This window comes from Hymenobacter koreensis (assembly GCF_039541855.1).
GTDB classification, from domain to species: domain Bacteria; phylum Bacteroidota; class Bacteroidia; order Cytophagales; family Hymenobacteraceae; genus Solirubrum; species Solirubrum koreensis.
In genome coordinates this window covers 347,483-367,042 of the sequence record NZ_BAABHA010000001.1, presented here as the reverse complement: position 1 = coordinate 367,042, position 19,560 = coordinate 347,483, and the positions used below count along the sequence as shown (strand labels likewise).

Annotated in this window: 17 protein-coding genes; 1 reads left to right on the top strand and 16 read right to left on the bottom strand. The window is 50.6% G+C overall.

Annotation, left to right across the window (positions count from 1 at the left end):
• Positions 1-3: 3 nt before the first annotated feature.
• From ABD903_RS01560 to asnB, 16 genes are all read right to left on the bottom strand, one after another.
• Positions 4-1,287 carry a glycosyltransferase family 4 protein gene (locus tag ABD903_RS01560; RefSeq protein WP_345220749.1) on the bottom strand — a complete coding sequence of 428 codons (1,284 nt, stop codon included), beginning with the start codon at positions 1,285-1,287 and terminating at the stop codon, positions 4-6.
• Positions 1,288-1,326: 39 nt separating this feature from the next.
• Positions 1,327-2,877 (bottom strand): oligosaccharide flippase family protein, encoded by a 1,551-nt coding sequence (locus tag ABD903_RS01555; protein ID WP_345220747.1) that lies wholly within the window; start codon positions 2,875-2,877, stop codon positions 1,327-1,329.
• The gene (locus ABD903_RS01550; protein WP_345220745.1) at positions 2,874-4,082 is read right to left on the bottom strand and encodes a glycosyltransferase family 4 protein; all 1,209 of its coding nucleotides are present in this window, start codon (positions 4,080-4,082) and stop codon (positions 2,874-2,876) included. Before ABD903_RS01550 ends, ABD903_RS01555 begins: the two co-directional genes overlap by 4 nt.
• 21 nt (positions 4,083-4,103) lie before the next feature.
• The gene (locus tag ABD903_RS01545; RefSeq protein ID WP_345220743.1) at positions 4,104-5,099 is read right to left on the bottom strand and encodes an NAD-dependent epimerase/dehydratase family protein; all 996 of its coding nucleotides are present in this window, start codon (positions 5,097-5,099) and stop codon (positions 4,104-4,106) included.
• Between the two features lie 59 nt (positions 5,100-5,158).
• Complete coding sequence (locus ABD903_RS01540) at positions 5,159-6,106, bottom strand: glycosyltransferase (protein WP_345220741.1); 948 nt, start codon at positions 6,104-6,106, stop codon at positions 5,159-5,161.
• 107 nt (positions 6,107-6,213) lie between these two features.
• Positions 6,214-6,975: an N-acetyltransferase gene (locus tag ABD903_RS01535; RefSeq protein WP_345220739.1), complete on the bottom strand. Its 762-nt coding sequence runs from the start codon at positions 6,973-6,975 to the stop codon at positions 6,214-6,216.
• Between the two features lie 2 nt (positions 6,976-6,977).
• Positions 6,978-7,457: a sugar 3,4-ketoisomerase gene (locus ABD903_RS01530; protein ID WP_345220737.1), complete on the bottom strand. Its 480-nt coding sequence runs from the start codon at positions 7,455-7,457 to the stop codon at positions 6,978-6,980.
• Positions 7,447-8,553, bottom strand: coding sequence for a DegT/DnrJ/EryC1/StrS family aminotransferase (locus tag ABD903_RS01525; RefSeq protein WP_345220735.1), 1,107 nt, complete (start codon positions 8,551-8,553; stop codon positions 7,447-7,449). The genes ABD903_RS01530 and ABD903_RS01525 overlap by 11 nt, the downstream gene beginning before the upstream one ends.
• 37 nt (positions 8,554-8,590) lie before the next feature.
• Entirely contained in the window at positions 8,591-9,574 is a 984-nt protein-coding gene (locus tag ABD903_RS01520) for a glycosyltransferase family 2 protein (protein ID WP_345220733.1), read from the bottom strand.
• Between the two features lie 21 nt (positions 9,575-9,595).
• A complete protein-coding gene (locus ABD903_RS01515) occupies positions 9,596-11,056 on the bottom strand; it encodes a DUF6056 family protein (RefSeq protein WP_345220731.1) in 1,461 nt (486 codons plus the stop codon).
• On the bottom strand, positions 11,049-12,605 hold the full coding sequence (locus ABD903_RS01510; RefSeq protein ID WP_345220729.1) for a DUF6056 family protein: 1,557 nt from the start codon (positions 12,603-12,605) through the stop codon (positions 11,049-11,051). The genes ABD903_RS01515 and ABD903_RS01510 overlap by 8 nt, the downstream gene beginning before the upstream one ends.
• A gap of 237 nt (positions 12,606-12,842) precedes the next feature.
• A complete protein-coding gene (locus tag ABD903_RS23255) occupies positions 12,843-13,253 on the bottom strand; it encodes a sugar 3,4-ketoisomerase (protein ID WP_425555381.1) in 411 nt (136 codons plus the stop codon).
• 8 nt (positions 13,254-13,261) lie between these two features.
• Positions 13,262-14,221: a UDP-glucuronic acid decarboxylase family protein gene (locus ABD903_RS01505; RefSeq protein ID WP_345220727.1), complete on the bottom strand. Its 960-nt coding sequence runs from the start codon at positions 14,219-14,221 to the stop codon at positions 13,262-13,264.
• 7 nt (positions 14,222-14,228) lie between these two features.
• Positions 14,229-15,578, bottom strand: coding sequence for a UDP-glucose dehydrogenase family protein (locus ABD903_RS01500; protein WP_345220725.1), 1,350 nt, complete (start codon positions 15,576-15,578; stop codon positions 14,229-14,231).
• A 472-nt stretch (positions 15,579-16,050) separates the two neighbouring features.
• Positions 16,051-16,818 (bottom strand): glycosyltransferase family 2 protein, encoded by a 768-nt coding sequence (locus ABD903_RS01495; RefSeq protein ID WP_345220723.1) that lies wholly within the window; start codon positions 16,816-16,818, stop codon positions 16,051-16,053.
• Between the two features lie 44 nt (positions 16,819-16,862).
• Positions 16,863-18,770, bottom strand: coding sequence for an asparagine synthase (glutamine-hydrolyzing) (asnB, locus tag ABD903_RS01490; RefSeq protein WP_345220722.1), 1,908 nt, complete (start codon positions 18,768-18,770; stop codon positions 16,863-16,865).
• A 142-nt stretch (positions 18,771-18,912) separates the two neighbouring features.
• Here asnB and ABD903_RS01485 point away from each other — a divergent pair, with 142 nt between their 5' ends.
• The gene (locus tag ABD903_RS01485; RefSeq protein ID WP_345220720.1) at positions 18,913-19,434 is read left to right on the top strand and encodes an acyl-CoA-binding protein; all 522 of its coding nucleotides are present in this window, start codon (positions 18,913-18,915) and stop codon (positions 19,432-19,434) included.
• The last annotated feature ends 126 nt before the right edge of the window (positions 19,435-19,560 follow it).

The following is a 19,560-nucleotide window of genomic DNA, read 5'->3' as shown; positions in this document are numbered from 1 at the left end:
AAGCTACGGTTGGTGGCTGGAGTTGGCGGCATCGCGGGCAGCCGGGCCCGAGGCAAGCTGGTGGGTGCAACTTTGATACAAAGCGGTATATGCGGCTACGCACCGTTCCATCCGAAACTGGGCGAATGCATGAGGCGCCAATGCTTGGTGTTTGGCCAACAGCGCAGGCTCGGTTAAATAGCGACGCATGGCTTGGTAGAGTTGCTCGGTATCCGTAAGCCCTTGGTTCGGGAAGTCGATCAACAGGCCGGCCTGCTCGCCTTCCTCGGTGCAGAGCATGTTGCGTACCTCCCCGATGTCGGTGGAAATAGTGGGTTTCCCGCAGAACAAATACTCTGCAATAGAATTTGGCAGGCTTTCCCGCAACGAAGACGCCAACACGCCCACGTCGAAGTTGGCCACATAATCCACCGGGTTGTCGGTAAAACCGGTAAACAGAATGTCAGCCTCAGCAGCATATTGGGCCCGTAGAGCGTCGATGGCCGGGCCCTCACCCACCAACAGAAGCCGCAATGGTCGAGTGGATTCGGCCCGTAGGCGTCGATATGCTTCGGTTAAGGGCTGCCACCCTTTCCCGGCTACCCCACGCGCCACCATGCCAAACACGAAAGCGTCTGGCGGTATGCCCAAAGCAGTGCGGTTACGTTGTCCAGCCTGTGGTGAAAAGGCGGCCGAGAGGCCATTGTAAATGCGTTGGGTTAGCAAATGCTGCGTATTTGCCCCAGGCAGTACGCTTGGCTTGAGTACCTCCAGGTTTTGTTCGGACAGGTAAGCAATGCCGTTCACACGGCGTAGCGTACGCGTTAAACGAGGTAGGTAATTGGGGAGTACATGTTCCTTCCCAGCTCGGTAAAAGGCCAAGAACTGCTCGTAGTCGCCGTGCATAGTAACCACCAGAGGAACATGGGGCAACGGTTCAAGGGCTTGCGCCATGAGTTCGTCGCAACGAAACGTATTGCTGCTCACCACGTCGATTTGTGCCTCGCGCAGGAAGCGCGTTAGGTGCTTTCGCAGGCGGGCGGTGCGCACTGGCGAGGCCAAGCCCTTTCGTTCAAGCCATCCTTCGGTGCGTTGCAACAGCATATCCAGTTGCTGGTTACCGGGCTGGTAATGCACAAACTTTACATCGGGCGCCAAGCGACGCAACATGGAATCCTCCGAATACTGCCAGTACATGGTGTACAACCACACGCGGTGTCCGGCATCGTGTAAGGCCTGCGCAAAACGCAAAGCAAACGTTTGGGCGCCGCCAGCGCGGAGTTCCTCTACGGCAACAAGAATGTTCATTAATAGGACAAAAGCATTTAGTATACAATTACTGCTCGGTTAAACTGCCTTCATAAGCAAATACGACCTCCAACGGACAGGAATATAGTCGACAACAGCATGGCGCAGAAATACTATCCATGCCGTGCCACCCAATACTAGTGTGGCTGTAAAAGCTACTAAAAAAAACATGCTCCAACTATTGGAATACTGCGCTTGCACTTTAGTGGCTGCCCACCACACCATTCCCCCAACTACGCTTAATATCAGCGTGGGCCGTATGATGGGTAAGCCCCAATAAGCTATAAACGATATTCCTAAATGTTTGCGAAGTAGATACGGCACATACCATACCGAGGTCAGCAATGCTGCCAACAATGTGCCAAGTAAGATACCCGTCATACCCATTCGGTACCCAAGAATGACAGAGAAAGTAATATTAAGTACTGCTTCAACTATTGCTGCTATACTTACAGCGCGGGCTATGCCCTTTGCATACAGAAAAAAGGTTCCTGTTCTGGCCAACGTTTGCTGAACCATTACTCCAAGTGCTAATAATAGCACCGCCTGCCCGGCAAAAAAACTTGGACCTACCCATAAATCAACAAACCACTCGTCGAGTGCCAGCATCAGCCAAAAAGCTACTATACTGGATACCATAATAATCAGCATGATACGCTGCAAAAACAACTGAGTCCTGTTATGTCCCTCGTGCGTTACAATCTCAGTCGCAGCCGGACCTACATTTTCCAGCACCTTGGCTAATAAGCCCATCCCAACCTCTGGAATACGTACAGTTAGAGAGAAAACAGCGACTGCTGACAATGACAGTATTTTACCAATAACTAAGCGGTCAGTATTTAAAATAATTTGAGTCGACAGATTGCCCAAAAACATGAAGAGCCCAAACCCAAATAACTCCTTCATCAAGCTTCGATCAAAGTGCCGTGGTCTGATGCTTAAGTATGGAAAGTATCGTCTTAGTAACCACACTATACTTACCATTGATAGTAGCAATTGTAGCATGTTCGCATAAACGAACGACCATAACCCTACACCATTCATAAGTAAAATAATTGTAGCGACAATTCCCGTCATACTTAATATGAACTGTGTTACTCCGACGTGCACCTGCTTGTGATGAGTAAATAGTATACCGCCCAAGCCACGTTGTAAAAACTGAGCACCTACCAACAAACTGAACGTAGCGACAATAGGAATTGCCGCCTCAGCTAAGTCTGGTCGCAGATTAAACAACGACGGAACAAACGGAGCGAAGCCAAAACCAAGTAACGTAACTGCACCACCTAGTACCGCAGACACATACAAGCCTGTGGTAGCAATCCTGTTGAGTGTAATCCGTGCTAGTTCATCCTCGCCACGGTGAACAGATAATTGACGAATCAGCGCTGTTGAAAGGCCGAAATCAAATAGCGCTAAATAGCCAATAATCTGGAAGAAAAGAATTGACAATCCATATTCCTCTTTGTCAAGGTATTTAACCATCAGTGGCGTGCTGATTATAGAAACCAACATGCTAACGATGGTAAACACTTGCGACGAAACTGCTCCCCAAAAGGCAGGTTTCGCGCGTGCAACAGGTTTGCTCATGCTACAGGAGAAACGAAAGGAGCACCTGTATTGCGTCCAATACCACGTTCGATTAATACTTCCTTCATCCTCGTAGCCCACACATCCCAATTCAACACCTGCTCGTATCGCTCCCTTGATTGCTGACGCAGCTGTGCGTAGCTCACAGGATCTTTCCATACATGTGCAATGGCTGAAGCAAAGTCGGAGCTAGTAGCGGTAAGCGGAAGCATAAATCCGTTGCACCCTTCTTCTATAAAGCTACTAATACCACCAACGTTGGTTGTAATAACAGGAATGCCGAATGAATTAGCATCTCCAAAGGCAATAGCGGCACATTCGGCTCTAGAAGGAAGCAGAAAAAAATGAGTTTCCCGGAAAATCGCATCGAGCCGTGCCAAATCTTCAGGCACGCCCATATTTAAGTAAGGAATAACGTGGAAGTTGGGATGGGTATAGTTCTTCAGATCAGGCGGTTGACAGCCTACTACAGTAAGGTGGGTCGATATTCCCTGATCATTCAGTTCTACAAGTGTTTGGTAAGCTATATCACCTCCTTTGCGCCCCCATTCCCCTCCTAATAGGAAGAGGTTACATTGAGTCAGGTCAGGTGTTTTTAGAGCCTCTTCGCGGCTTACAGGTGCGGGATAATTTGCTCCAAAAGGAATAACAACAACCTTGTGCGGGTCTACGCCATAGTCTCGTATAGCCGATTCTGCAGCCCATTCAGACGAATAGCAGACTAAGGCAGCAGCACCCAACGCTTTGCTTTCTAGTTGATTTAATTCTCGTTTCGAATAATCCAGCAAACCAGTTAACCCAGGATAGAAATCGATAAGTTGACCAAGCGTGGAATCCTCACAGTATATAATGGGTACGTCAGTGCGCAAATACGCAATTTCTGTGAAGGAAGCAGGAGCTAGAAGGATGTCGAACTTAGACGCTTGAATTTTACGGGAGAAACGACGAGCGTACAGTTTGGCCATCCACTTCGTCCAAGAATAATGGTATCTTTTACCAGTAAGTGGTTGAATAATTCGTCGGTTCAAATTATCTCCGAAACGCATAGGCCAAACCATTGGCTCCGGGCCAAGCGCGGTGGTAGGACCTAAAACGCGAGCAGATGCTTGGAACATTGAGTAGTGTACCCCAGACCACGATCGACGATTCATCGGATCGGTACTGGTGAGAAAACCCACGTTGAAAGAGGAATCAGTAGAGTTCATGCTTAAAAAAAGGAATGCCAGCTAACTAGCCGATGCCAAATGCTGGTTCAGATACCACTCCCAAGTCTGTTGTAAAGCTTGCTCGAAAGAAAGTATCGGTTGCCAGCCAGTAGCTGTGCGAATGCGTTGAGTACAAAGTACGTTGGCCGGAACGTCGAAAGGACGCTCAGGTTGCATACGAACGCGCAATTCATAGCCAGCTGCCGTAGCCATTGGAACTAATGCATCCAATACTTGACGGTTACTCAAACCTACGCTGCTACCCAGATTATATACCCCCCCAGGCTGGCCTTGTTCAAGTACCGCCACTATACCCCGAGCCATATCGTGAACATGTAAGTAGTCACGAATAGTCCCATTCTCTCCGAATAAAGTCAATTCCCTTCTATCCAATATAGAGGCGACAGCAGTAGCAATAAAACCTTGTCCTACATAAGGACGCTGCCCTTCCCCAAAAGCATTTGCAGGTCGCACACAAAGCACCGGTAATCCACGCGTTGAGAAATACATATGGGCGTATTTCTCAATTGCTAATTTGGTAATACCATAAGGAGAGATTGGAAACGTAGGATGACCTTCGTCAATAAGTGTTGCGCTAGTATGGCCGTAAACTGTTCCGCCTGACGATATGCAGATGAACCTACGTACCTGTGCTTCCACTGCCATTTCAAACAAGCGAACAGCTTCTGGTAGGTTAACCATAATATCGTTAACCGGATCCTGAAAACTTGTTTGAGGTACCGTGGCATACGCCAAGTCGATGACTTCTTGCACTTCTTCCATCACGGTTCTCAATACCGTGTGGTCAGAATTTGCAGCAATACTTAAGTAACGGACCCCTCGTGGCAAATTTACAGCATCGGCACGACGTCCCACCACCACCACCTGCCGTCCTATAGCCAGCAATTCGCTGACAACAGCCCTCCCGATAAAGCCTGCACCACCGATTACACAGGTGGTAATGGGCTGAATTCTCTTTTCCAAAACTTCCTCATAAAATCGGAGAGGAACAAGCAACTTTCCGATTCTGCAAAGGTAACAGCTATACCAACACCAAGACTAGGTAGGACTAGCGCTTAGTTAATGAAGCGAAGTTGCTGAAGACTCTTTTTAATTTTAATCACACTACTTATAGGAATATTCAAACTAGATCCTAGCCATAAACCCAATGAATGAAAAGTATGGTCTTGCTGCCACTTTAACTTTAACCACCTTTTACTATGTGTATAGTCTCCAAGTTGATACAGAATTTGGGCTATGTCAATCATCTGCTTCTTGATCAACTCATCTGCCTTTTTACTGACGCCCCAATGCTTTTCCAATATTGCCATAGCGTCCCTGTACGTTTTTGCACTACGATTACGCCACGCCGACTGATTGTGAAGCCTGTAGCTCCCACATTTCTGTGGAATGTAGGCAATACCATAACTTCGGGATACACGCAACCACATGTCCCAATCTTCGAAGCTCAGGCTCTCATCGTAATTACCTACGTTCTCGTATACGCTTCTCCGAACTAACACACTTAAGGCAGGTATAAAATTACCTAAAATCAGGGGCTCGAAAAACTCCCCTTCTATCGGCAAAGCTTCATAACTCTCAAAAAAACTTTTCTCAAGTCTTTCACTCTGCTCATTCATATGCCATACGTCACTATAAACCAAAGCTATATTCTCTGGAAGTGCAAGCAAATATTTTAATTGAACTTCGGTCTTTTCTGGAATATAAGTATCATCAGAGGCTACTAAACTAATAAACTCTCCTTTTGCTTCTGAAATAAGCCGGTTACACACGCGACAAACACCCTGGTTAATCTCATGAACGATTAATCGAGCGTTGCATTCAACAAAATCTTTCATCCATTGTTTGATAACTTCAACAGAGTTGTCTTTCGAAGCATCATCAACAATTATCAACTCTATATTAGCATAAGTTTGCAGTCTTATGCTATCCAACGTTTCACGAATATATGCCGAATTATTGTACGACGCGACCCCAATAGTCACCAATGGCGAATTAAGCATTGAAATTTTATTTGTGTGTCCTAAAATTCTTGAATTTTGCTTAACCCTTCAGACATTTCATTTATTAACAAGTAAGATTCACAAACTATTACATCAATAACAATATTTTATTTTTTTACCCAGTTATCAAAGCCTATATTTTCCCACGGCATTCCACGTTCAAAACGGTGCATCCATGGATAATGATTGCCTGCAGCCTCCTTTGAACTAATAGTACGGATATCCCGCTGCACTTTGGCAGGACTTCCTACAGCAAAGCTAAAATCAGGAATATCGCGAGATACTACCGAATTAGCGCCTATAAGGCAATTTTCACCAATTTTGACACCTGGCAAAACAACTGAGTGAACTGCTACTATTGTATAATCGCCGATGGTTGGCCCTTTATAATGGTTAGATGGGGGCAAAGGATCATTCGTAAAAATCGTATATGGATACACAAATACATGATTACCTAGTTGCGAAAATTCGCAAATATGAACATTACTATAAAGCCTGCAATAGTCTCCAAAATTTGAGTTACCTTGTATATCTGCTAATGTGCTTATTAAGCAATTTATACCAAAGTTTGCTCCCTCGCGCACAGTAATGCGGTGCCCTGTCATTAATCCTTCACCAAAAACGCTACCCGCATAAATGATAGCATGGCTACGTATCATTGAATTCGCTCCGATAATTGTAGCGGGATTAATATAATTTTCATCGTGATAGTACCTTCCTGTGGGCTCACCAATTACACAATCATTTGTAATAATCGAATTATCTCCAATCTGTACATTATCGTAGATAATACAATTATCCCCTATACGGACATTAGTTCCGAGTTGAACATTGCGCCCAATCTGAATGTTTCGATTGTTGAATTTCATGACTATTTCAAAGTTTTGAAAGAATTATAGTCGCGAATATAGTCCTGCTCATCATATTCCTTTGATGCTAGGCATAAGAGTACGGCGTTATGCGAGAAACGGATAGTGCGCCAGAACATTCTCGGAACGTATAGCCCAATGTTTGGCCGGCTAAGCTCAAAAGTTTGTTGATGACCTTCTACATCTTCCAGAGTAAAAACAATTCGTCCGCTCACAGCGAAGATTATTTGCTCCAAATCATGATGGGCATGGTGCCCACGCAGTACTTCATCGGGAGTGAAGTAGGTCCAATACACGCGTTCTATGGTGAAGGGCAACTGACTATTTTGTGCTACGGTTAAATAGCCTAAGCTCAGGGCACCAACTTTCGAAAATTCAATCAGGTGTGGAACACACATAGTAAGCTGTTCTGAATCAGAAACTTCCTCTCTACTGAGCCGCAAGAGCTGAAGAGGTGGCTTTAGGTAGGACTTATCTAGCAAAGAAATCCTTTACAGCTCTAACAACATATTCAACATGTTCCGTAGTCATTCCTGGCCACATTGGCAAACTCAAAACTGTTTTCGCCGACGCTTCAGCAATTGGAAACTGGCCTGCTTTGAAGCCCAAGTGACTGTAGGCCTGTTGCAAATGTGGAGGAACAGGATAATGAATAAGTGTGCCAATGGAGCGCTCCTGTAACCACTTATGTAAAGCATCCCGGCTTTGGGTATTTACAACATATAAATGATATACATGAGTACACTCTTTAGCAATTTCTGGCAGCTTCAAATCTCCTACCCCTTCAAGTGCCTGATTATATAAACCAGCTATCTGTTGACGCTGTGATGTCCAATAGTCCAGTTGTTTCAATTTAACGCTAAGTACAGCTGCTTGTAATTCATCCAGTCGGGAGTTATGGCCAATAATTTCGTTGTAATATTTCTGTTGAGACCCATAATTACGCATTACCTGTACCTTTCGAGCCAGATCGGCGTTATTTGTTGTTATGGCTCCTGCATCACCTAGAGCGCCCAAATTTTTGCCTGGATAAAAGCTTGTAGCATTTAATTGCCCAAAGCTACCGGTCCTTTGCCCTCTACAAATTGCTCCCTGCGCCTGAGCGTTATCTTCGATTACGTTTATTTCGTAACGGTTGGCAATGTCCATTATATCGGCCATCTGGCAAGCTTGACCATAGAGATGCACAGGCAGTATAACACGCGTACGTGGTGTTATAGCCGTCTCAAGTTGAGTAGGATCGAGGTTATAAGTAGTTGGGTTAGGCTCAACAGGCACCACAGTAGCCCCCACGTAAGAAACGGCTAACCAAGTAGCTATATAGGTATTTGAAGGTACGATAACCTCATCCCCTGGTTTAATGTCTAGTGCTTTGAGAGACAAATGCAATGCATCCAGCCCATTGGCTACCCCAACGGCGTGACTAACATTGCAATACGCTGCAAATTGCTGTTCGAAATCTGTTACCGATTCCCCTAAAACATACCATTGAGAGTCATACACGCGGGCTACGGCCGCTAATACTTCCTCTCTGATAAGTTGATGCTGGGGAACAAAAGACAAAAAGGGAACCTGCATGTGTGTCAACCAAGTTTAATCATGTGAGCCCTCAAAGTTAGCCAAAAGTGTTTGTCTTACTTTTTCCATTTTCAAGCGGGTCCCCTTTAGTTGCTAGTTGTACAGTTTCCACCACGTACATGGGTCGATTTCGGGAAGCATCGAGGCCACGCCAAACATATTCCCCAATAACCCCCAAGGCAATCATTTGGAATGCCGACACAAACAGCAGCACCAGCATCAAAGCGGTCCAGCCTTCGGGCTCAGGTGCTCCAGTGAGGCGCAGAACCAACAAAAACAAACCGTAACTCATGGCCGAAAGTCCCAGCAGCAAACCAAGTACGGAAATGGCCCGCACCGGGAAAAACGAAAACGCCAAGAGGGAATCGACAAATAACTTCACCTTTTTGCTAAACGTCCACCGGGAACGGCCTACCTGTCGCTTTCGCCGTGTATAGGGGATGCTCACGTACGGGTAACCCAGCCATACCAGCAGGTAAAACACGTTGCTGTTGCGCTCCTGCAGGCGTACCACTTCGCTGCAAAGTTGCCGATCGAAAAAGACCATATCGAACCCACCGGTTGGTACGCCAGGGAGGGCAATACGGCGCATGAGGTAGTGAAAAGTATTGGAGACTACTCGTTGCACTGGGCCCTCTTCCCGGTCGGCACGGTTGGCTAGTACAAGCTTAAAGCCCTGTTCCCAGTAGGCGTACATCTGCGCCAGAAGTTGGGGAGGGTCCTGCAAATCGGCGGTAATTACGGCCACACAATCACCGGTTGCTTGGGCCATACCAGCTACGATGGCGTTGTAGGACCCCACATTCCCAGCCAGTTTAACCACCGTGACCTTTTCCGGGTGCTGCTCTTTAAACCGACACAGCGCGTTCCAAGTACCGTCGCGCGAGCCATCGTCTACCAATACGTACTCAAATGTTACGTCGGGTGGAAAATTCTGCTCATTTGCCAGCAACTCAGCCCCTGTAAGCGGAATGTTTAGCTCGTTGAAATAACAAGGAATTATGATGGAAAGCTTGGGCATGTTGCGAAAAAAGAAGGCGCCTTAACGCAGCCATTCAGCCGGTGGCAAATCGTGACCATCTACCCGTACTGAATCGAGCCCGTAGTAAGTGGCTACAGATTGGTTCACAATATGCCCGGCGGAAACCGAGAGCATATCGGTGTTCCAAATTAAAACTTGATACGGAACCACACCGCGCACGGCGGGTAGTGTTACCTCGCGCAACCCTTGCTGCTTAGCCGTACGCAATTGCTGATGCCATTGCCGGTGCTGCTGTCCGAAAACCGGTGCACCCCCTGCCAACTCACGCCACGCCCGGTAAACCGGTCCTCGCACCAAGCCGCCAAGCGCTAAAATGGCTACAATCATCCACCACGTGCGCGGAAGCGGCTGCCAATTTGGGTGTTTGCTTTGAGCCCAAGCCACAATTTCACGCCCAATGAATACCACCGCCACGAGTAAGAGCGCAATAATCAGGTTTTCTACGCGCCCGACAGCAGGTACGCCGTAAATCCACCTCGAAGGCAGCAGTACCCCTGCTACAGTCATGCCCACAAGTACTGGCCACAGCCATGGCGTGAGGGGTTTGCCAACTACCGGCTGGGGACGCAGGCGCATCCACGCATTTAAGCTAAGCACCAGCAAGGCTCCTAGGCACAGCCACACAGCCGGACGAGTAAGTAGGTTTACCGCATCGGCTACCGCTCCCACAGCGGCTTTCGGCCACGACCGATCGGCCAAAGGCAGAACACCCGATTCAACAGCCAGACGCTCATAGTTTCCTGGCGCTAGTACCGCTATACATCCGCCAGCCAAGGCAGCCGCTAACAAAATCAGCCATTTATGCCAGTATGTCTTGCGGCCATAATAGGCCAAGAGAGTGGCCACCAATAGCGCGAAGCACAACGTTAGCATTACTACCTCGTTAGTCGCTGTGGCCAGCACGGCAAGCAAGGAGGCCAGTACCAGCCAAGTATAGTGTGCGCCCGCCGTAGCGGCACGAATGGCCGCTACTGCGGCCAACCAACAGCCCAAGAAAAGGAGAAGTCCTGAGTGGTATACTGTCAGGCCCGTAAACCAATAAAGCCCTTGGTAAGGGTCGGGAATAATGCTTGCGTATACAACATAGAGCAAGATTCCAATCAGGATGGATTTGCCGACGCGCATGACGTAACCGCTGAGCGAAGCGACCAGAGCGGCAAAAGCTATGACCAAAGCCACCTGAGAAAAGAATGCAACCCACCCCAGACCCGGCAGCCAACCGTGCGTGAGTGGATTAGCACCAGCCAATAGCCCAATGGCTACGTAACGGCCGCTCCAGTGCCGGTATTGATCGACTAGGATAGAGCCGAGGTCATCCTTCCATAAAAGCGTGGCATAAGTGTAATCGTCCCAGTAAGGCTGAGTGAAAAAGCACAGCAACAGATAAGGCAACCACATGAACAATGCTAGCCCAGCAAGGCCAAACTGCCCCGTTATTAAGCCAAGTAGTTTTTTAATCATAAGCGGTTATGGGAGTGTTCGTAGACGTTGTAACCGCACTGCCCGGGCAATTTAGCTCGGGTACGCGAAGCGAATCGAGTCCGTAATACATGGCTGTTACTCGGTTCCGCTCCTCGCTGGCTTGAGGCTTTAAATCTTCTTCATGAACCAGAATGGCTTGTGGCTTGGCAATGGCCATGGGTGGTAGCGTAAGTTCACGCCAACCTTGGGCTCTAGCCTGGGCCAAAGCCCTATACCGAGCTTGCATTTGGCTTTCGAAAGGCATTGCATTTACCAGCAATTCCCGCCATGCCGGCAGTATAGCCGCGCCACTTATGGTGCCTAGAGCAAGGAGTATACCCCACGCTGTAATCCAACCAGGAATGGGGCTACGCACAGTCTCAATTCCGCTCCTGTGCCGCGCCGCGTACCAGCCCATTACTGCTTGCACTAAGGGCGGTATGCTCAGCAACGCTCCGAAAAGAATGGCGTTTTGGGTGCGTACGGGCGTGTAGGAGGCCCACATCCACCAGAAGGGAAAAAAGCCCATTAGCAAAGTGCCTAGCCATGCTGCAAGTGCTATAAGCGGATGTAACCGCCACGCCTTAAAAGCTGTCAAAGAAGCATTCCGGGCGGCCCACGGCACGCACACAGCCACCACCATTGCAAGCATAATCCATACCCGGGGTACAGCTAAGAATTCGATAGCGGAATAAATGGTGCGCGGAACTGCGTAGGTAAGCTCACGAGCGTGCAACGGATGTACTACGTGCAAACGAGCAAAATTTCCCGGCGCCGCCGTGGCAATTACTCCTATGCTCAGCGTTACCACCAGCAGTCCGACCCACCACTGCCAGGCGTTTGTTTTTTGCCAGTAGCTGATACCACTGAGTACGCCCAGCACCACTACCAATTGTACCAGTGCTACTTCGTTTGAGCTAGCTGTGGCAATTGCCGCCAATATTGCGCCAAAGGAAAGAACATATTTTGCGCGGCCTGAAGACCGGAAACGGTACCCGGACAGGAACACCGTTAAGGCAAGCATTGCGTTGCCTGCTTGGTAAACCACCGCTGAAGTAAACCAATAAAATGCCTGGTACACTTGGGCCGCCGCACCTAAATACAGCAACAAGGCCAGCGCAGCCACCCAAACGCTCCACTTACGGCTGAGCTGTGCGGAAGCGAGGTAACGCACCGCCAAGTAGAATACGCTCCAAATCAGTACCAAGAAAAAAAGCGGAGTGAGCCGTATGCCAGGTACCCAATCGTAAGTAAGCGGATTGCCGACGGTCAGGAGAAAAGAAGTAAAAAAGCGCCCTGTCCAGTGGAAATACAAGTGCTTTTGAGCGCCCCAAAGTCCGTATTGGCGTACCCGAATAGCTTCCATGTAATCATCGTAGAATGGATGATTAAAGAAGCTAAGTACCGCAAAGGGCAATAGGCCCAAGAGCGTCCAGCCTAGCAATGCCCACAAAAATATCCGACGCCAGCGGATGGTTCTGGTAGCTGGGAGTGACTTTACCAGTACGTCCCCAGTGGATTCGGCGGTATTGGAGGAAACGTGGGACATAGCTTACAATTTAATGCCGCTCATCTATCTAACCCGTAGAAAAGACCCACGCGGAAAAGCGCCGATGGTTACTGCTGGCATTAAGCAGTGGCAGCAAAAATCAGAAGTTCAAAACAATGTTCATTGCTTGCTTTAGCGTACACGTGCCGCGCCGGCAACGTTCGGCTATTCCCATCAATAAACTTGGTACCGCGGGCCCTCTACTCCCGAGTGCAGTTGCCAATCAACATGATAAGCTTACGCCTCATGTTTCCACTTCGCCCGAAACACCTCATAGTCGCGTATGTAGTCTGTTTCGTCGTAATGGGTAGAGGCGTACACAAGCTGCACTGCCCCGGGTGTATACTGCATTGTGTGCCATACATGTGGCGGCACGTACAAGCCTTGGTGCGGGTTCTGCAGATGGAATATTTCCGTAGCACCTCCGGGCATTTCAGTGGTTACCGTAATACGACCAGCTACAGCAAACAGCACCTGCTCGGTATTGTAGTGGGCATGATTCCCTCTCACGAAAGATTCCGGTGTGTCATAGGTCCAGAAAGTACGCTGTACTTCAAAAGGCAGAGCTTTGTGAAGCTCTACCACACAGATGTACCCCGTGGAGTCCTTCCCCAACTTCGGAAAATCAATCAAATACGGTTTTACCACAACACTACCTAATTCGATGGGGTTGAGGACGGCACACGTTCCCGAAAGTACTCGAAGGTGCGACGCAAGCCTTCGGCTCGGTCTACATTCGGTTCCCAACCTAAAATGTCCCGGGCTTTGGTAATGTCAGGGCGCCGCTTGAGAGGGTCGTTTTCGGGCAGAGGGTGGAAGGTGGGGCGAAACTCAACACCGGCCAGACGTGCAATTTCTTCGCCAAACTCCTTGATCGTAATTTCCGACGGGTTACCGATGTTCACCGGCAGGTGGTAATCCGACAGCAGCAAACGATAAATGCCCTCCACCAAGTCGTCGACGTAACAGAACGAGCGGGTTTGCGAACCGTCGCCGAAAACCGTGAGGGGCTCACCCTTCAGGGCTTGGCTGAGAAAAGCGGGCAACACGCGGCCGTCGTCGAGGCGCATACGCGGCCCATAGGTGTTGAAGATCCGGATGATTCGCGTTTCCACGTTGTGTACGTTGTGGTAAGCCATAGTAATGGCTTCCTGGAAGCGCTTCGCCTCGTCGTAGCATCCCCTTGGCCCCACGGGGTTTACATTGCCGTGGTACTCTTCTACTTGTGGGTGTACGTCAGGGTCGCCGTATACTTCCGAAGTACTGGCAATCAAGACGCGGGCTTTCTTCACGCGTGCCAGTCCCAGCAGGTTATGGGTGCCCAGCGAACCTACCTTGAGCGTTTGAATGGGTATTTTGAGGTAATCGATGGGCGAGGCCGGCGAAGCAAAGTGTAGGATGTAGTCCAGCTGGCCGGGCACGTGCACATACTTCGATACGTCGTGGTGGTAGAACTCGAAGTCCTGTTTGCCGAACAGGTGCTCAATGTTGGCCAGATTACCGGTTACCAGGTTATCCATGGCCAATACATGGTAGCCCTCGGCTAAAAACCGGTCGCACAGATGCGAACCAAGGAACCCTGCCCCGCCGGTTATCAGAATGCGCTTTTTTTCCATGCGGAGGTTAAACTGTTTTATGGGCGTGCTCGTGATGGGACGTACGTACGCCAATGCAATGGTAGGCAAATCCGGCGCGCTCCATCTCCTGGGCGTCGTAAATATTGCGCCCGTCGAACACCACTTTGGTGTTCATAAGGGCCCCAATAGTTTCGAAGTTAGGTGAACGGAACTCGGGCCACTCCGTTACCACCAGCAGTGCATCGGCTCCTTCGGTTGCGGCGTAAGGATCGGAGGCATACGTGACCCGGTCGCCAAGGTCTTTTTTAGCCTCGTGCACAGCCACGGGGTCGTAGGCGACTACCTCACACCCCACGGACAAGAGTTTTTCGATAATAACCAACGACGGTGCTTCGCGCATATCGTCGGTCTTTGGCTTGAAGGAAAGCCCCCAGACTGCCATCCGTTTGCCTTTAAGCTCGCCACCAAAATGGCGCTTTACTTTCTCGAACAACACCGACTTCTGGTCCTCATTCACGCTCTCCACGGCTTTGAGAACCTGCATTTCGTACCCGTTTTCGGCGGCCGTTTTAATAAGGGCCTTCACATCTTTGGGGAAGCAGGAACCGCCGTACCCGATGCCAGGGTAGATAAATTTCGTACCGATGCGGGCATCGGAGCCGATGCCACGGCGCACCATGTTCACGTCGGCCCCCATGATTTCGCACAGGTTGGCCACGTCGTTCATAAAAGAAATCTTAGTGGCCAGCATGGCATTAGCGGCGTACTTGGTCATTTCGGCCGACGGAATGTCCATGAAAATAATGGGGTGCCCGTTTAGCAGAAAAGGCTTGTAAAGCTTACGCATTACCTCTTCGGCGCGCTCCGAAGCTACACCCACCACAATGCGGTCAGGCTTCAGAAAGTCGTCAATGGCCGCACCCTCTTTCAGGAACTCGGGGTTGGAAGCCACGTCGAAATCGATGTCGGCCCCGCGCTTCGCCAGTGCCTGCGCAATTTCGTTTTGAACCTTGGCGGCCGTCCCTACGGGTACCGTGCTTTTAGTTACAATGACGCCGTAGCTGTTCATGTGTTCCCCAATTCCACGGGCCACAGCCAGAACATACTTTAGGTCGGCCGACCCGTCTTCGCCGGGAGGAGTGCCCACGGCAATAAAGGCCACATCAGCGTTCTGGATGCCCTCGGCCAGCGAAGTAGAGAAGTGCAAACGCCCTTTCTCCATGTTCCTAACCACCATTTCTTCGAGGCCGGGCTCATAAATGGGCAGAACGCCTTGCTTCAGATTATCAATTTTCTGTTTGTCGATATCGATGCAAGTCACCTCGATGCCAACTTCGGCAAAGCACGTACCGGTTACCAAGCCAACGTAGCCAGTGCCAACAACAGCTATTTTCATGGAGGACGTATGAAGTGGGGGGAAGAAATAAGCCGGGTTAGTGGTGACGAATTTCCGCTTTTTTAGGAGAAGTATATTTCTCTTTACCCCACAAGCGCACTTTATCCCGCAAAATTACTTGCCTAATGCGTGCTTGGTAGTAAGAATTTGGCAGGGACAGCCCAAAAAGCGCGGGTTCGAACGGCTTCATCACTCTGTTCCCCGAATGAACCAAACGACCTTTGTGCGGCTTAGCAGCGGTTTTATTTATGTAACCGGCCCCTAACCCAGCTTCTTGCAGAAAAGTACATGCGGTTTAGAAGGGCCAGAGAATTACGACCCCAAATGCACCTTAGAGTAGGTCAGCAATGATGAAGCTACTTACCCAAGCATAGCCTTATAACACAGTAGCCGTAAAGCAGACGTTGCTCCTGCAGGCCAGACCGAAGAGTTCCAAGGTCTACCCTGCAGGAGCAACGACACTAGACTTAATCTACCGAAACAAACCGTATTTAACGATGCAGTAGATGGCCCGGAACCCGTCCCGCCAGCCAATCTTTTTGCCTTCTTCGTAGGTACGGCCGTAATAGCTAATGCCCACTTCGTACACGCGTACATTGGGAACCTGAGAGATTTTGGCCGTCACTTCGGGCTCGAAGCCAAAGCGCTTTTCTTCCAGTTTCAGACCCTGAATTAAGTCGCGGCGGAACATTTTGTAGCAAGTTTCCATGTCGGTCAGGTTCAGGTTGTTGAACATGTTCGAAGCCATGGTGAGCCACTGGTTGCCGATGCTGTGCCAGAAGAAGAGAATACGGTGGGGCTTGCCGCCCAGAAAGCGCGAGCCGTACACCACGTCGGCTACGCCGCGCAGCACCGGGCGCAGCAGTACATTGTATTCCTCCGGATCGTATTCGAGGTCGGCATCCTGAATGATGACGTAGTCGCCGGAAGCGTGTTGGATGCCCGTGTGCAGAGCGGCGCCTTTTCCCGCGTTAACCTCGTGCTTGAGGTAGCGAATGGGGAAATCGGTGTTGGCCGCCATGTAACGCTGAATGGCTCCTTCGGTGTCGTCTTTGGAGCAGTCGTTTACAATAATAACCTCCTTCTCCATGTCGTTCAGCAACCGCACCGCCTTCACCTGATCCAGAATAAGGTGGATGGTACGGGCCTCGTTGTAGGCAGGAATAACAATGGAGAGCTTACGCGGGGGAAAGTGAATGGCACCAACTGGTGGGTTCACGGGCGTAGCGGGTGAGACCATGAAGGAAGGTTGTATCGACGAAATGAAAGAGGCAAACGTGGGGCTTAGACCATGTGGCGCTTCCACCAGTGCTGGAACACAATGAGGGCCCAGATGCGGGCGTGTACGTCGCCCGGGTTGTTAGAGAACAACTGCTTTTTCAGGTCGCGCACGGCATCGACCGAGAAAATGCCTTGCGCCTCAACAAAGTCATCGGAGAGCAGGTCGTCGGTGATGAGCGGACGCAGTTCGTTGCGGAACCACTTGAGCAAGGGCACCTCGAAACCGTGCTTGGGACGCTTGTATAACTCCTCGGGCAGTAGCGGACGGAAAGCATCCTGCACAATGCGCTTCTTCATTTTCGCGTCGATTTTGCTTTCGACGGGCAGCGAAAAAGCGAAGTTGACCACCTTGTAGTCCAGGAAAGGCGTGCGCACCTCCAGGGAGTTGGCCATGCTCATCAGATCCACCTTGGCTAGCATGTCGTAGGGCAGCACCAAGTTCATATCGGTGAGCAGCACTTCGTTCAGGTCGCCATCGGCGTGCAGGTTCTCCAGAATGTCTTTGCGACGCTTGTCGGCAATCCGCTTTCCGGCTTTGCTGCGCGCACTGGGGCTGAGCAGGTTGCGGGCGTCTTTTTCGCTGGCCAGGCTGGCCCAGTCCCAGTACCGGTCCTTGGGACCGGAAAGCATGCCGCGCGAAAAGCGTTGCAACTGCCGCACCTTGTTACCCAAAAACGAATTGCGCGACTTCGGCAGTACGTCCCATAGGATGTTCAGGCCCGTTACCAGCTCGGCTTTGGCGCCACCGGTACGCACCTGCCACTCGCCCATGTGCTTGTTGTAGCCAGCAAACATCTCGTCGGCGCCGTCGCCCGACAGGGCCACGGTTACTTTCTCACGGGTGTGCTTGCTGAGAATGTACACGGCCAGGGCCGAGGAGTCGGCGAAGGGTTCGTCGAAGTAGTCGAGCACATCGAAGAGATGCCCGTACAAGTCGTTGTTGGTCAGCGAAAAGACCGTGTGATTGGTCTTGTGCATCTTGGCCACGAGGTTGGCATACTTCGTTTCGTCGAAGAACGGCTCGTCTCTGAAGCCAATGCTAAACGTGTTCAGGTGCGGGGTGTGGCGCGCGGCCAGCGCCGTAATGACCGAGGAGTCGATACCACCGCTCAGGAACGAGCCCAGCGGCACGTCGGCCACTAGGCGGCGGGCCACCGAGGCGTCCATCAGCTCGACCAGCTTGGCCTTTTGCTGCTCGTAGGTGGTGCGGTTTTTGGCTACTTTCTTGGGGTCGTAAGGAATCTTGTACCAGCGCTTCTTCACCACCTTGCCGTCGGGGCGGACGAACAGGTAGTGGCCGGGCAGCAATTTCTTGACGCCTTTGAAGATGGTTGCCGGGCCCGGAATGTAGTTCAGCTGCAAATAATGGCTTAGGGAGGCATAGTCGAGCTTACGCGGCACGCCCAGCGCCAGCAACGACTTCATTTCCGAAGCAAACATCAGCTTGTCTTCGTCGCGGTACACCAGCATGGGCTTCACCCCCATTCGGTCGCGGGCAATGAAGAGGGTATTTTCCTCCTTATCGTAAATGGCGAGGCCGAAAAAGCCGTTGAGCTTCTTTAGAAAGCCGCGACCTTCGGTAATGTAGAGCTTGAGAATTACCTCCGTGTCGGTGTGCGACTTAAAGGTGTAGCCTTTGCGCTGCAACCGGGCCCGCAACTCGCGAAAGTTGAAGATTTCGCCATTGAACACGATGGTATAACGCCCCGACTCATCGGTCATGGGCTGGTTGCCATCGGCCGAGAGGTCGAGAATGGCGAGGCGGCGGAAGCCCAGCCCTACGCAATCGTACACGAAGTGGCCCTGCGAATCGGGGCCCCGGCTCACGATGGCGTCGGTAGAAGCTTGTAAACCTGTCAGCGACGAGCGTCCTGAATCAGAAAAGGCGAAGAGTCCGGTTATTCCACACATAATTGGCGGGCAAAGGTACGAAGCTTCGGGACTTACGTTGGCCGAAACTTGAAGGAGCCCGCGCCCGCAACCAAAGCCGTGCCAAGCCAGTAGACCAAAGCATCGGTCCAGCCGATTTCCTCTTACTTAACTTGATTTACTCATGAGCCTTCAGGATCAACTTTCCCTGCAACATGAATTCGAAGCGGCTGTAACGCGCGTAAACGGGTTGCCCGGTGATAAAGCCGCCGCTCACATGACGGAGCTCTACGGGCTTTACAAGCAAGCCACCGAAGGCGACCATGACACTCGCGACGGCGCCATCGGCGACGACTCACCGGACATGCCCAGCGGCTATCAGGGCATGTCGCAGGCTCAATGGGACTCGTGGAGCCGGTTTAAGGGCACCAGCGAAGATGACGCTAAGCGCCAGTACATTCAGAAAGTAAACGATATAGCAGGACCCGTAGGGGAAGATGCTTCGGTAAATACGGGCAACGGCCAGCCCGCCCTTGGCTCGCAAGTAGGCAGCGGCGACAAGGTTCCCGGCAACGAGGCTCCGGCCCCCGGCACAGCCAAGGCACCTTACGAAAACGAAGGCGGCCAATCGATGGGCGGCCTGCGCGGCGACATTAACGACGGCGCTCCGTATGGCGGCGAGGATCGGCTGAAAACGCAGCAGTAAGGGCCGCATATTCCGCAGACTTTGCTGCCAAACGAGTTGCTGGGCGTCGTTTTCCTCACGGTAATTAAGTGTGCAGGAAGCCCTAAAAAAAGCAGCAGGCCCCAATCTATTGATTGGGGCCTGCTG